16 protein-coding genes are annotated in these 13,915 nt (G+C 47.3%); 8 read left to right on the top strand and 8 right to left on the bottom strand.

Annotated features, from left to right (window positions below; all coding sequences use genetic code 11):
* Positions 1-65 precede the first annotated feature (65 nt).
* From ABIE50_RS20795 to ABIE50_RS20765, 7 genes are all read left to right on the top strand, one after another.
* Entirely contained in the window at positions 66-578 is a 513-nt protein-coding gene (locus tag ABIE50_RS20795) for a Crp/Fnr family transcriptional regulator (RefSeq protein WP_209858204.1), read from the top strand.
* 61 nt (positions 579-639) lie between these two features.
* Positions 640-1,089, top strand: coding sequence for a carboxymuconolactone decarboxylase family protein (locus tag ABIE50_RS20790; protein ID WP_354028099.1), 450 nt, complete (start codon positions 640-642; stop codon positions 1,087-1,089).
* A gap of 10 nt (positions 1,090-1,099) precedes the next feature.
* Positions 1,100-1,744, top strand: coding sequence for an HD domain-containing protein (locus ABIE50_RS20785; RefSeq protein WP_209858202.1), 645 nt, complete (start codon positions 1,100-1,102; stop codon positions 1,742-1,744).
* 68 nt (positions 1,745-1,812) lie between these two features.
* Positions 1,813-2,139 carry an ArsR/SmtB family transcription factor gene (locus tag ABIE50_RS20780; protein WP_142687396.1) on the top strand — a complete coding sequence of 109 codons (327 nt, stop codon included), beginning with the start codon at positions 1,813-1,815 and terminating at the stop codon, positions 2,137-2,139.
* A complete protein-coding gene (locus ABIE50_RS20775) occupies positions 2,136-2,621 on the top strand; it encodes an SRPBCC domain-containing protein (RefSeq protein WP_209858196.1) in 486 nt (161 codons plus the stop codon). Before ABIE50_RS20780 ends, ABIE50_RS20775 begins: the two co-directional genes overlap by 4 nt.
* A 91-nt stretch (positions 2,622-2,712) precedes the next feature.
* Positions 2,713-3,072 (top strand): nuclear transport factor 2 family protein, encoded by a 360-nt coding sequence (locus ABIE50_RS20770; RefSeq protein ID WP_209858193.1) that lies wholly within the window; start codon positions 2,713-2,715, stop codon positions 3,070-3,072.
* A 124-nt stretch (positions 3,073-3,196) separates the two neighbouring features.
* Positions 3,197-4,966, top strand: a complete 1,770-nt coding sequence (locus tag ABIE50_RS20765) for a hypothetical protein (protein ID WP_209858191.1) — start codon at positions 3,197-3,199, stop codon at positions 4,964-4,966.
* Between the two features lie 83 nt (positions 4,967-5,049).
* Here the strand turns inward: ABIE50_RS20765 and ABIE50_RS20760 are convergent, their stop codons facing one another.
* Together ABIE50_RS20760 and ABIE50_RS20755 are read right to left on the bottom strand one after the other, a co-directional pair.
* Positions 5,050-5,631 carry a dihydrofolate reductase family protein gene (locus ABIE50_RS20760; protein WP_209858189.1) on the bottom strand — a complete coding sequence of 194 codons (582 nt, stop codon included), beginning with the start codon at positions 5,629-5,631 and terminating at the stop codon, positions 5,050-5,052.
* Positions 5,632-5,841: 210 nt separating this feature from the next.
* Complete coding sequence (locus tag ABIE50_RS20755) at positions 5,842-6,762, bottom strand: carboxymuconolactone decarboxylase family protein (protein ID WP_209858187.1); 921 nt, start codon at positions 6,760-6,762, stop codon at positions 5,842-5,844.
* Positions 6,763-7,035: 273 nt separating this feature from the next.
* Between ABIE50_RS20755 and ABIE50_RS20750 the strand changes: the two genes are divergently transcribed.
* Positions 7,036-7,395 (top strand): SnoaL-like domain-containing protein, encoded by a 360-nt coding sequence (locus ABIE50_RS20750; protein ID WP_209858185.1) that lies wholly within the window; start codon positions 7,036-7,038, stop codon positions 7,393-7,395.
* Positions 7,396-7,459: 64 nt separating this feature from the next.
* On the opposite strand, the gene ABIE50_RS20745 is transcribed toward ABIE50_RS20750, so the two are convergent.
* The 6 genes from ABIE50_RS20745 to ABIE50_RS20720 form a co-directional block, all read right to left on the bottom strand.
* Positions 7,460-8,758, bottom strand: coding sequence for an aminopeptidase P N-terminal domain-containing protein (locus tag ABIE50_RS20745; RefSeq protein ID WP_209858183.1), 1,299 nt, complete (start codon positions 8,756-8,758; stop codon positions 7,460-7,462).
* Positions 8,759-8,803: 45 nt separating this feature from the next.
* Positions 8,804-9,304, bottom strand: a complete 501-nt coding sequence (locus ABIE50_RS20740) for a DinB family protein (RefSeq protein WP_209858175.1) — start codon at positions 9,302-9,304, stop codon at positions 8,804-8,806.
* 61 nt (positions 9,305-9,365) lie between these two features.
* Entirely contained in the window at positions 9,366-10,214 is an 849-nt protein-coding gene (locus ABIE50_RS20735; RefSeq protein WP_209858173.1) for an RNA polymerase sigma factor, read from the bottom strand.
* Between the two features lie 73 nt (positions 10,215-10,287).
* A complete protein-coding gene (locus ABIE50_RS20730; protein WP_209858171.1) occupies positions 10,288-11,091 on the bottom strand; it encodes an SDR family NAD(P)-dependent oxidoreductase in 804 nt (267 codons plus the stop codon).
* A gap of 99 nt (positions 11,092-11,190) precedes the next feature.
* Positions 11,191-11,934, bottom strand: coding sequence for a DUF1444 family protein (locus ABIE50_RS20725; protein ID WP_209858169.1), 744 nt, complete (start codon positions 11,932-11,934; stop codon positions 11,191-11,193).
* 18 nt (positions 11,935-11,952) lie between these two features.
* Complete coding sequence (locus tag ABIE50_RS20720; RefSeq protein WP_209858167.1) at positions 11,953-13,896, bottom strand: FAD-dependent oxidoreductase; 1,944 nt, start codon at positions 13,894-13,896, stop codon at positions 11,953-11,955.
* Positions 13,897-13,915: the final 19 nt, after the last annotated feature.

The raw sequence follows: 13,915 nt of genomic DNA, 5'->3' as shown, positions 1-13,915 counted from the left end.
CGGTGATCCAACAACTTATGTCCCATATAGCACAATTTTGCCCCATCCGGGCAAACAGCGCGGGTTTGATCGAGCAGTTCGTTGAGCAGAAGGTATATAAAAAGAAAGAGCTCCTGTTGACCGAAGGCCAGCGCTGTTTTGAAAAGTTCTTCATTGTTAAAGGCTGTGTACATTTATCTTACCTGAAGCAAAACGGGATGGAACAGACCATTGACTTCGCCATGGAAAACTGGTGGACTTCGGACTTTATGGCTTTCCAGCATGCAACAGCCGCCCGGTTTTCTATCCGTGCCATAGAGCGTACCGAGGTGCTGAGCATCAGCGCCGGCAACCAGCTGGAGCTGCTTAAACAGTTGCCGGAACTGAACGCATATTTTCATATGGTATTCCAGCGTGCATATGCAGCGTCGCAAATGAGGATAAGGTATTTATATGATTTTTCAAAAGAGCAGTTATACCTTCATTTCCTTGAGAACTACCCGGAATTTACACAACGTGTTCCCCAATACCTGCTTGCTTCTTTTTTAGGCTTCACACCCGAATACCTGAGCGAATTAAGAAAGAAGTTTCTTTCTTAAACCAGTTTAAGAAGCAGGGCATTTGCGCTTTTTACCTTTGTGAAACGCAAATTGAACAAATATGAACAAAGTAATTAAACATCGCCTGGATGTATGGAAAGAAGAGCCTTTGTACTGGAATTTAATGTCGGGAATAGACAAGCGCCTGTATGAATCCACCATCTCCAAAAGTCTTATAGACATTATCAAGATCAGGGTTTCGCAAATAAATAAATGCGCCTTTTGTGTCGATTATCATACGCAGGATGCGTTGAAGAACGGAGAAACAGCCCGCCGTATATTTGCGCTATCCGCCTGGCAGGAGAGCCCCTTATTCACAGACACAGAGCGTGCAGTGCTGGAAGTGGTGGAGGAAATAACATTTATTTTCAATCACGGGGTTTCCGACGGCGCTTACGAAAAACTTAAATCTTTTTTTACAGAGAAGGAAATAGCCGATATCATTATTGGTATCTGCCATATGAATTTCTTAAACCGTGTGGGTATTTCAACTAAAACAACAGCTATATAAATCCTGCAATATGACAAGAGGTGAAATTATAGCCGGGATAAAAATACCCGACAGCGCGATGTCGAAACAGGCAACAGCGTTATTGCACGAATATGGCAGTGAGCTTTTGTATAACCATTCACAACGGAGTTTTCTTTTCGCCGCCCTGCGTGGCCGGCAGAGCAATGCCCGGTTCGATGCGGAGCTCCTGTATGTTAGTGCCATGTTCCACGACCTGGGCCTTACTGCGCATTACCGTAGCGACGATAAACGGTTTGAAGTGGACGGCGCAAATGCGGCCCGTGATTTTCTGCGTGGATATGGTATTTTGCCGCAATCATTGCAATTGGTATGGGATGCCATTGCGCTTCATACTTCACCCGGTATAGCGGAATACAAAGAGCCTGAAGTAGCATTGCTCAATTATGGGGTAGCGCTGGATGTGGTAGGCAAAGGGTATGACCAGTTATCCGTCAGAGATCGCGAAGAGATCATAAAGCAGTTTCCCCGCGGCGGACTAAAGGAAAATATGATAAGCACTTTCTTTGACGGGTTTAAACATAAGCCACATACAACGTACGGAAGCATAAATGCAGATATCTGTGCGTGCATGATCCCGGGGTATCAACGACCTGATTTTTGCCAGGCTATCCGGCATTCACCCTGGGCGGAATAGAAGATCCCTGAAATAGATTTGCGCAAGTGAATACTTGCCCTTATATTTGCAAGCATATACTTGCATATATGAAGATCAGAAGAGACGTTTACCAGGCTATAGCCGACCCCACAAGAAGGGAAATCATTAACCTGGTGGCAGCGCAATCCCACAACGTAAATACTATTGCGGAAAAGTTTGACATGACCCGGCAGGCCATATCCCTGCATGTTAAAATACTGGAGGAATGTGGCCTGCTGGTGATCAGGCAAAGCGGAAGGGAAAGGTTCTGCGAAGTGCAGTTAGATCAGTTGGATGAAGTGGTAAGCTGGATAGATCAGTCCAGGAAATTATGGACGAAACGGTTTGAAAAATTAGATAAATATCTGCAGCAACAAAAAAACAAAGCCAAATGAAGATTCAGAAAGAAGACCTTTTGATCACACACCTGTTTAATGCACCGAGGGAGCTCGTTTTTAACGCCTGGACGGATCCTGAGCATTTGCAGCACTGGTATGCACCGGATGGATGCACCATCGAATTTAAATCGATAGATGTAAAAGTTGGCGGCAGGTTCCATTCTGTTGTTTACGATCCTGTTCACGGGGAATGCTGGATCAGGGGAGTGTACCAGGAAATAAAGTTCCCGGAAAAACTGGTTTTTACCATGGAGCTCAGCAATGAACAAGGGATACCTGTTGGCGCAAATGAAGCAGGAAAGCCGGAAGACTGGCCACCGGCAATTATTACCACCGTCATTTTCGAATCGCTGGGCGAGCAGACAAAACTTACTTTGCACCAGACTGTTGCTGAGGCGGAAGCCAGGAAAACCGGCGCTTACCAAAGCTGGTTCAGTATGTTCGATCGTCTGAATGCGTTGGTGGCAACCCGTAAATAATGATGTTATGATGTATTATTTAAAATTCATCCGGCTGCTTTTGCTAACATGGCTCATAAGCAGCTTTACTTACGTTTCAACATCAGACAATATGAGTAAAAATAAAGAAACGGTTACCCGGTACATGGAAGCCTTTAACCAAACGGATCATGCCAGGATACTTGGCTGCCTGACGGAGGATGTCGTCTGGGAGCTTCCGGGTGTTTATCTGCACAGGGGCAAAGCTGCTTTTGACAAGGAAATTGAGAACGATGCTTTTACCGGCAAACCGGTTATTAAAGTATCCCGGCTAACAGAAGAGAATGATGTGGTAACAGCAGAAGGCACCGTTCAGGCGACAACAAAAGAAGGGGTTATTGTGAACCTTGTTTTCTGTGATGTTTTTGAGATGAAGAACGGGTTGATAAAAAAGCTGACCAGTTACCTGATGACTATACCAGGCAAAAAATAGTACCGTATTTATCATCAATTTTGTATATTAGTATTGGCTAAACGTACGCTATACCTATTCTTCAACAAAACTTTCAAAGTAATGCGGAGCTTATGAATTAGTAAATCAATCAAATAAGCTTCCAATGAAACAGCACTATCTGCCAATTATCCTGTTATTACTCCTCGTTGCGTGTAATAATGGCACTAAAACAAAAGACACATCTGCAACCATCAGAAAATCGCCCGATGTTCGCTGTTATACTTCCAGGATAACAGACAAAGACTGGTACTCCTCGGGTAAAAAAGCGCCTAAGCTGGGGGGATTGAAAGGGATCAACTTCCAGATTTCAACCAACAGCAAAGAAGCGCAGGAATATTTTAACCAGGGAATGATGCTGATGTATGGCTTCAATCATGCAGAAGCGGCGCGGTCTTTTTATGAAGCGGCGCGGTTAGATACCACCTGTGCTATGGCCTATTGGGGATATGCATATGTGCTGGGCCCCAATTATAATGCAGGCATGGAAGAAGATAATTTTCAGCGCGCCTATGAGGCAACTGTTAAAGCAAAGTCCATGTATGCGCCATGTACCCCGAAGGAAAAAGCACTTATCAACGCATTGGATTCCCGTTATAAAATGCCTGCACCGGCGGACCGGAAGGCGCTGGATATTGCCTATGCAGCAGCCATGAAGAAAGTATATGAGCAATACCCGTCGGACCCCGATGTGGGCGCGTTGTATGCGGAATCGCTGATGGATCTTCATCCATGGGATCTGTACGACAAGCAAACCAAGCAACCCCGTGCCTGGACACCGGAACTGGTTGGGGTGCTGGAGCACCTGATCAAAATCAATCCTGTACACCCGGGAGCGCATCATTACTATATTCATGCCATGGAGGCATCGGCCAACCCGGGAAAAGCAATGGCAAGCGCCCGGTTGCTGGATACACTGGTGCCAGGTGCAGGGCATTTACTGCATATGCCTTCGCATATCTATATTAATACGGGCGATTATCATGCAGGCTCTGTTGCCAATATACATGCCGCAGAAGCCGATAGTGGTTACACGGTTGCCTGCCATGCGCAGGGAGCATACCCGCTGGGCTATTACCCGCATAATTATCATTTCCTGGCGGCTACCGCTACACTTGAAGGCAATTCCGCACTGGCATGGAAGACTGCAAAAAAACTAAGGGAACATGCCGCAGAAGATATTATGCGACTGCCACGCTGGGGCACCTTGCAGCATTACTATACCATACCGTACTACATTGCCGTGAAATTTGGTATGTGGGATACTATTTTTTCTCTGCCTGCACCGGCGGAAGACCTGGCGTATCCGCGGGCCATCTGGCATTATGCGCGGGGCATGGCATTTTTGGATAAGAACAAGACAGCGGCCGCACAAAAGGAACTGGACAGCCTCAGGATAATTGCTGCCGATACAGTGCTCAAACACATTACTATCTGGGATATCAATACCACGGCAGATCTTGTGCAGATAGCCGTTAAGGTATTATCAGCCGGGGTAGCGGCCAAACAACAGCAGCCGGATATTGCCATCGCTTTGCTTAAAGAGGCTGTTACCATAGAAGACAATCTGAATTATAACGAGCCGCCCGATTGGTTTTTTTCCGTAAGGCATTACCTGGGAGCGGCGCTCCAGGACGCGGGGAAATACAGTGAAGCGGAAAGCGTTTACCGCAAAGACCTGCAAACATGGAAAAAGAACGGGTGGGCATTGATGGGATTATATCATTCATTGATCTCCCAAAACAAAAATAACGAGGCGCAGAAAGTGAAGGCTGCATTCGTGGAAGCATGGCGGTATGCTGATGTGAATTTACCGCTACTTCCTGAAAACGAACATCGCGCCGATGCCGGCAATATGCGGCCCCGTGCCATATAGCTGAAAGGCTTTTTCCAGGCTAGTGTTTAGGATCAGGCTTGGAGGCCCTGGCCCACGAACAGGAAGATGGCAAAGAGCCCGCATTAATGATAATGCAAAACTGCGATTCCTGATGAAAATGACTGCGCGGTATTCAGCTGAAAGTGCCGGAGATGATGAAACACGCTCATCCCGCTGCCGATCGCTACCGGGTTAACCAGCAGGTAAAGTTCATCAATAAGCCCGTGTTCCAGTAAACCGGATACCAGCGTAGCTCCGCCATACACCAGGATATTTCCATCTGTTTCCTGTTTCAACCTGGTAACAGCAGTTACCAGATCATTTGCCAGTGACACATTGTTCCAGCCACCAGGGATCTCCTGCTTATAAGTTAGTGTGGTAGAGATAACCGTTTTGGGTGTGTTGCTGATATGTGTAGAAAAAACTGCCTGTTCATCCTTACGGGCTGCTGTTTGTTGCCAGTGGGCAATAAAGCCTTCTTCTGCCATTTGTTTGCTGATGATCAGATGTGATGCTGATAATGTGAGCTTCGTATGGAAATCCTGCAGTGACTTGTCCCAGGACCAGTGTGGCCCCCAGTTCCACACCATCCAATCCGTTTGTCCCTGCGGGCCTGCCATATACCCGTCGAGTGACTGTTGCATTTCTAAAATTAACTTCGCCATTTTGTAAGATTTTATAAGATGATGTAAAGCAGGCGGTGTTCACAATTGATCCGCCTGGCCCGGGGCACGGGGGATAAGAAATTGTGCTTAGCCTCTTTTTTGTTTTATGTATTTATGAATGCAAATCTACAGTTGGCAGTAATATACAACGGGGTGCACATTTGACAATTTAAGGGGGTGTTTGCGTCAACCAGGCACAGTTGTTCCACTTTACTTTTTTATTTCCTCCAGCAGTGTAGATCCGCGTTGCCAGCGGGAAAGGCCGGTAGCTACCGCAGCAGCCGTAATCAGTTCAAACGCGGCTTTTTCGCTTCCGGCAACTTTTACGGCTTCATTCACCTGCTCATCTGTAACCCTGTAGGAGCCGGCGCCAATTTCCAGCGCCAGCTTGTCGTATACAGGCACTGGTAATGCAGGTCCGCCGGTTGCCCGGTTGCCCACTCCCTGACGTAGGTCCGTATCCGTTAGTCCCGGTCCTTCAAATATGCATTTGTGCAGTTCCAGCGCCATAGCCTTATGATCCGGGCGGCCTTTTGGTATGCCTTTGCCAAAAACATAACCCTGTTGCAGCATTCGCTTTGCCGCGCCTTCCTGATCAGCGGCACTTAACATTTCAAACCTGAGGGCATTGGCACAGCGGACAGTGATGCTGAAAAGGGCTACAACAGCGATGGCATCTTCCAGTTCCTGTGTGGACACCCCGCTCCGGAGCAGCTCCTTCACCTGTTCAGTGTTTAGTTCACCTGGCGTTTTTGCAAATGTTTCCAGGAACTGCAGTGTAGTATATAATTTTGAGGACAGCGCCGCGTTATGGTAATTGCTGAGTGCAGCCGTTACCAGTGTTTTATCAAGAACAAGCGAAGCAATAGCGCCGTGTGCATCTATACAAAAAGGGCATTGGTTCCATTTTGCTGTCATGGCTGCAAAAAGTTCCCGTTCACCCACAGACCAGCCGCTTTCCCCGCGCATGGCGGCATGTGTCCAGGCAGTCATGGGTTTACCGTAATAATCACGGTGGTACATAACGATCCGTGCTGCATCCGGCAACCGCATCCCGGATACTCCGGAAATAAACCTGATCAATAACGCCCTGAAAAGACCATCTCCTTTTGTTACTTTCTGCAGACGCATACAATTTATTTTTTGTTGATTAAGAAAGGGGCAATACCGGATATATTTCCTGCTATAAGCAAAGATAAACGGTGAAAGGATTGAATGATTGTAAAAACAGGAAGTACTAATCTCTGTAAAAGCCTTTACCAATATGTTGAAACCGCATTTGCATTCCAGTAGCCTAATCTTACTAAATTTAATATTTTATTATTTATATGATCACTTAAATGCTGTGCCTGTTGATATAAGCGATAAGAACCTGTAACTTTATTTTTATTAAAATCATATGCTATGACTGTAGAACAAATCGCCTTACGCCTGGCAGAATACTGCCGTAATGAAGAGTTTAGTCGTGCACAGGAGGAATTATTTGCAGAAGATGCAGTGAGTATAGAGCCTTTCGAAACTGCGGGGTTTGAAAAGGAAACGCGGGGATTGGAAGCATTAAAAGAGAAGGACCGTAAGTTCAGCTCGATGGTGGAATCCCGCTACGGTACTACTGTTTCCGAGCCGTTAATTGCAGGCAATGTCTTTTCTTTTGTGCTCAGTATGGATCTCAAAATGAAAGGCAGGGACCGTGAAAAGTTTACTGAGCTTTGTGTGTATCATGTGAAAGATGGAAAGATCGTGTCTGAGCAATTCTTCATGTAGGATAACAATTTATCCGTTAACATAAGGAGCCCGCATTTAGTGCGGGCTCCTTATGTTGGCTGTGTTATATATGGGTTGCTTTTGGCACCGTTTCCGTCAGGTTTTCATTACCGGAAGCCGTTACCAGTATGTTATCTTCTATCCGTACCCCGCCAATATGTTTCCAGTGTTCCAGCTCGTTCCAGTTAATATCTTCCTGGTATTTTTTTACAAACCCCGGTTCTTCCAGCAGGGCTTTAATGAAATATAATCCCGGTTCCACGGTGATCAGGTGGCCGGCCTCCAGTTGTATATCCACCCGCAGGCGGGCGCCGGAGTAGATACGGGGCGAGGGGTTTTCTTCCTGGCCGGTATCGCGTACATGAAGCCCTACCAGGTGCCCGAGCCCGTGAGGGAAGAAGGCAGCTATCACTTCCTTTTCGATGAGGCCGGAAAGGTCGCCTTTCAGGATGCCGAAACTGAGTAATCCGCGTGTGAACTCCCGGGCGGCATGATTGTGTATATCGTGCCAGAAGGTACCGGCCAGCGTTTTGGAGATACAATCCTGTTGTACGGATAATACCAGTTCGTAAAGCGCTTTATGCCTGGTGTCCATTGCAGCGGAGGAAGGAAAAGTACGGGTAATATCAACGCAATAATCGTACACACTGGCGCCTGCATCCACGAGCACAAACTCATTGTTGCCGATAATCCTTGTTGTAGGCAATGCGTGTAAAATAGCGGCATTGGGGCCGCTGCCCACGATGGTGTCGTAAGGCACGGCATGACCGCCATGGCGGAAAGTTTGCATTTCGAAGGCGAGTCGCACTTCCATTTCTGATACGCCCGGGCGTATCATTTGTTCCAGCTCCCTGTAGCCATATGCCGCAATACCGGCAATATGCCGGATCAGCTTTACCTCGGCTGCATCTTTTACCCTGCGGGTTTGCTGAAGCAGGGTACGAAGGGTAAGAGCATTGTCTTCCACCGGTGGGTTGCCGGGCACCTGCCCCAGTTGATAGACCCTGGAAAAACGCTGTGTTTCCATGTAAGATTTCAGGTGTTGAATATCTTTCCCGGGTTCCTGTACCAGCAGATCGTGCTTTTCGCCTTCCCAAACGGATTGTTCCCGTGTCCAGGCTTTCTGGAATTCAATCCAGCCCGTGTGCCTGTTATAAAGGATCACTTCTTCCTCCCGGCGCCTGCCTGTAAGCCAGTAGTAAGACGGGTGGGGGAGGAAAGGATAGGTTTGATCAAGACCTCCTGGTTTTTGTACCGGGTAGCCGCTGTATACCAGTATGGCTTCATCGTTTTTTAAAACGTTGTTCCATTGGGCGGCCAGACGGGCTCTCCTGGCATCGATATCTGCTTTGGTAAAATACATGGGTGTTTTATTGTTTGGTGTGTAGACTGCGTATTTCCGTTTATATCAGAACTTGCTTTCCTCGTAGGTGGGGCCATATAATCCCGGCACTTTATTCCCGGTTGCGCGCAGATAAACGATCATTTCACCCCGATGGTGATAAATATGGTTGAACAGGAATCCGCGCGCCACAATTCCCCGTGGCATGGGGCCAAGAATAATCCGTTCACCTGCTTTCATGGTCCAGTTATCCCGGAGTTTTTCTTCTGTAAGTGATTTTAACGCGCTTCTTGCCTGGTCTACATTACTTTCAAAAAGCGACAGGGTAGCTTTGATATCGTCAGGGCTTCCCCGTTCAAGACGATCGGTGGCCAGATCGTATACATCTTTAGTGAGCGTGCCTGCGTACCAATAGTAAATGGTGGCAATATGCTGGGCCAGCTCACCCATTGTCCAGGAGATATCTGCTGGTTTGTACATAAGGTCTTTTTCGGGGACAGCCTGTAATACTTTACGGGTGTTGTTTACTTCATGCTCAAATTCTGTTAATAGATATTGTAGTATCATAGAGTGGTATTTGAGATAAAGATATAACAGCGTAGGATTTAATTGGGGTTTGTGATAAAAATTACTCCGGCTTCTCTTCAAAAAAATCGCTCTTTTCACCGATCGCTGTTCTCAGGCATTTCATAATTTCCTCGTGGAAGTCGGTGCCCGCCGCATGCAGGGGATCGATAGCCTTTACCAGTAATGTACGTAATGCAAAAAGCTGCTCCCTGTTATACTTCTTTGAAGCTTTTACCAGTTCCAGTTTCATCAGCTCCTCCTGCTGGTCCTGTTTGGGGTTGAAGATCTCGTTTATATGACTGCACTGATGGCAAACACCATTTTTATTGATCAGCGCGCACCGGTGCTCAAAGATATCAGTCATGGTATTCCTGGCATCGTTCAACAGGTGCTTTATCACTCCTTCCGTTTTTTCGAGGATCATACAAATTTCCCGGACCTGGAAATCATAGATATTTTTCAGGATCAGTGCTACCTGGTTTTCTATGGGTAATGTTTTTGAGATGCAGGTGAAACAGTAGTCGATATGCTCTTTCATTTCGTAAGCTCCTGCAGGCGATGTTTCGTGCACCATCCAGAAAACCTGCCTGATCTCTTCTGAAGCAATGGCCAGGTCGGCTGCCCGGTCCTGTGCATCGGGTTGCCATCTTTTTTGTTTCCGCAGATGATCATAGGCAAGATTGGTAGCTATCCTGAACACCCATGTTTTGAGGGATGAGTCCCGGTTAAACGTTGATATCCTGGTAAACGCCCTGATAAAGGTATCATGCGTCAGGTCATCTACGTCGTTCCTATCGGTCAGCAAACGATACAGGTAAGATTTCAACTGGTTTTGAAATTCAGCAAACAGTGTTTGAAACGCGTTAATATCGCCGGCAATGGCCGATTGAAGGATGTTCTCTTTTTCCATTTAATAATAGTGAGGTTGCGCGAAGGTTACAGCCTTTACGGAGGGCTGTAACCACTAATCTACTATAAGTATGTTATAAAATATTCAGTTTGCCGCAATCCACATCCACAATATGGCTGTTGAAAGCGACCCCTGTTTCGGATGCGAGGAAGGCCGCTGTTTCACCTACCTGTTTTAATGTGAGGTTTGTTTTCAGGATATCGAGCGACTTATACTGTGCAATTAACTGCTCCAGCGGCATTCCATACTGCCGTGCGGTGGCTTCGATCCATCCGGAGATCCGTTTGGTTTCCATTATGGCGCCGGGACAGATGCAGGTTACCTTGATGCCACTTTTTCCCCATTCTGCGGCCATTACCCGGGTAAGCCCTTCAATGGCTGCGCTGGCGGCTGTTATACCTGCCACATTGGAGAGTTTTGACCTGGATAATGCGGCTGTAAGCAGCAGGATGGTTCCTTCGGACCGGGTTTGCATCATATATTTTGCTGCAGCCCTTGAAGTAAGGAATTGAGATCCGCAGATCTTTTCAACCGGGGCCATGAACTGTTGGAAGGTGGCTTCTGTTGTAGCAGGGCGGCCGCCCATTTCATCATAGCCGGCCCCGATGCCATTGAATACAACATCCAGCCGCTGGTTGTCAGCAACCACCTTTCCCAGGAAGTCGTTAATCTCGGTTTCATTTAACGCATCTACTTTAGCGGCTTCCGCCCATCCGTCACCGGACTGGATTTCGCGGGCCAATTGATTTGCGGCATCCGGGTTCCGGGCGCTAACATATACCTTTGCCCCGTGCCGGGAAAACGACCGCGCAACAGCTCCGGCAATTTCACCGGATGCAGCAAAAACGACAGCTACTTTGTCTTTCAGATTTTTCATTTTAATTGAATTTATCTTTTGGACGATTCAGCTGTGCAAAACGGTCGGGATTTCAGAAAAAAATATTATTTATTGCGGGAGTAAGCTGCCAGCATGATGTTACCTCTTAAACAGCACCGGTATTTTATTCCGTTCTATTATCTTTTGAAAATTTATCTGGTCATTTTCATCGAAGAGCTCATCCATAGTGGAATAAACCAATTTTCGTTGCCCGTCTTTTTCATATAGGTTAATACGGAACCCCAGCGGTACAGCATACTCTACATTTTTGTTATTGGCAGTAAAGATCATTTCAGTAATGGGCTCGTTGCCGTATTCTTCTTCCCGGAATGCGATAAAATGCAGATGGAAGAAGTTTTCCAGTATGGGGAAGTTCTCATGATAGCTGGTTATCATCAGGCAGCGCCGTCTTGGTGCAGAAATAATAAGCCGGTCGGTATGAAGTACTTCGCAGGCATGATGAAGGAAAGCGGGCGACAGGATCTTTTCTGAAGAGTGATCTTCACCGGAAGCAAAAATGATGCGGTTATCCAATCGCTCTGAAACTTCGAATTCATAAGGGTATGCATCGATCTGCCGTTGCCAGTTTTCATAATTGGTTTTTACTTCAGGATGCTGCAGATCGGATGGAGTGATATATTCAAAGCGGGTTCCCGCGTCCTGGGCAAAAATAATGGCCAGTTCCAGCTGCTCCTTATCCCTTACAAAAGGAATAGCTTCAACCCGGTTTATCGCCTGCCAGTTCCCTGCTTTCAGCATGGGGTAAACCGGCACTTTGCTTTTATCTATTGCAATTTCAATTTCCTGTTTGCTTTTGCCAAACAGTTTTTTGAATAGTCCCATAGTAATGGTGCATTGGGTTTATGATATATTCTCCGCCCGGTATTGGCCAGGCGTACGCATCAGGTCCTGCAGTTTATCCAGGTGCTTTTCGTAAACACCCCTGGGTGTTGTTTTGTATTTTGTACATAAGGCAGCGGCCTTTCCTACTACTTCACCCATCATACCGCAGGTGCGCATTACACGTACGGGGCCAAGGCCGTCGTTGCTTACGCTGATGTCCCTTCCTGCCATAAAAAGATTGCTGATGTTGCGGCTGTATAAAACGCGGTAGGGAGCCCAGTATATTTTATTATACACATATCCTTCCCCCTCGCTGGCTCTTGAAATAAATTCCTGTCCTTTTAAGTCTTTGTCGAAGGCCGGATCGGCGGCGTGGATATCTATATGCCAGGAGCAGGGGAATGCCGGGTCGGGAAACGAATTATTTTTCCGGAAGTCATCGGCGGTTAATACCAGGTCGCCCATTAACCTCCTGGATTCTCTTTTGCCGGCAATAAAGGCGGCCCAGCCCAGGCGGTGATTGGGATATTGCTTATCCACGTTCTTTAAGGTGTCCCAGGCGCCGTACATGGCCCGGAAATTAAGATCCCGGATGAGCTCTACTTCTGTGATAGGGTTTTTATCAAACCCGCTTTCCCAGAACCATCCGCCGAGGTTAGAGAGCGGATCCTCGCGGCCCCATTGTCCTTTATAACCTTTGCGGCCTGGAAACGGTTTGTCTTTTAAATCAATAGCCCAGGGACAGCGGGGGAAGGGCTGTGCCACTTCACCAATTTCGCACTGCATGGCCAAAGCGGTTTTGTCTTTGCATTCACAGGCCAGCACCTGTTTGTTATCAGCAGCATTGAGCACGTTCCATAGATTTGACATCCCCATCAAACCGGTTTTCGACATTTCGTGGTCGGCGCCGGCAAGGAAGCCAACGGTGGCATCGCCTGTACAGTCTGCAAAATATTTTGCCTTCAGTTTCCGCCGCTTGCCTGTTTGTATATTCTGAATAATAACGGCTTTAATTTCATTATTATCTTTCTCTACCTGGAAAGCCCGCTCATATATCATTAAGGTGATATTGGGTTCGTTTTTTACGGCTTTTAATTTCTTTGAATCATCATAAAACGCACCGTTCAACGCATTGCGGGTACCATTTACCGGGGTAGGCGGCGTAGGCATTATTTCCTCAACAATATCTCCAACATGCGGGAAGGGTTGCTGCCGGGTACGTCCTTCCGGCCATACCCTTACTTCCGAGCTTCCGTTGCCACCCAGTACCGGGCGATCCTGTATAAGCGCTACCCTGATTCCCTGCCTGGCGGCGGAGATGGCCGCGCTGGTTCCGGCAACGCCTCCTCCAATCACCACCAGGTCGTATGTTCCACCATCGGCGGGGATATCGCTTAATCCCAATAACTTTCTCCTGAATTTGGTGAGCGCCTGGAGATCGTTTACAGGTTCAAAATTTACGTCCTTGCAAAACAGGATGGCTTCACAGCGTCCTTCAAAGCCGGTGAGGTCATGAAGGGAGAGGGTTGCTTTTTTCTGTACGGTAACCTGGCCTCCGTCGTGCCAGTGCCAGGCGGCGCCTTTTGTACCAAAGGTTTCTTTTAAAGGGACCTTGTCGATGAGTAGCTGAAACCTGCCCGGCGCTCCCGGTGCTTTCCAGGGAGCTACCCAATCCCTTGTGCGTACCCAAACCCTGTATGTGCCGGCTGAAGGAAATTCAACGGTTGTTGCAGCATCTGCAACGGGTATCCCTAAACCGTGAGCCAGCAAATAGGGAGATCCTGTTACTTCCATTGATTGCTGATCAAGCTCCCATCCGCCATAATCTGTAAAGCCTTCTGCTTCCACGAAAAGAAATTCACCCTGCGCCGGAGCCTTTGTATTGGCAAAAAGATCTTTCCTGCTTAGTAATAGTGTTAAGGCGGTGCTGCCGGCGAGACCGATGAATTGTTTTCTGTTCATGTTAATTCCTTTTCTTTAC

It is taken from the genome of Chitinophaga sp. OAE865 (assembly GCF_040546735.1).
GTDB lineage: Bacteria > Bacteroidota > Bacteroidia > Chitinophagales > Chitinophagaceae > Chitinophaga > Chitinophaga polysaccharea_A.
Note: the sequence above shows the minus strand (reverse complement) of the source record. Positions and strands in the feature narration are given on the sequence as shown.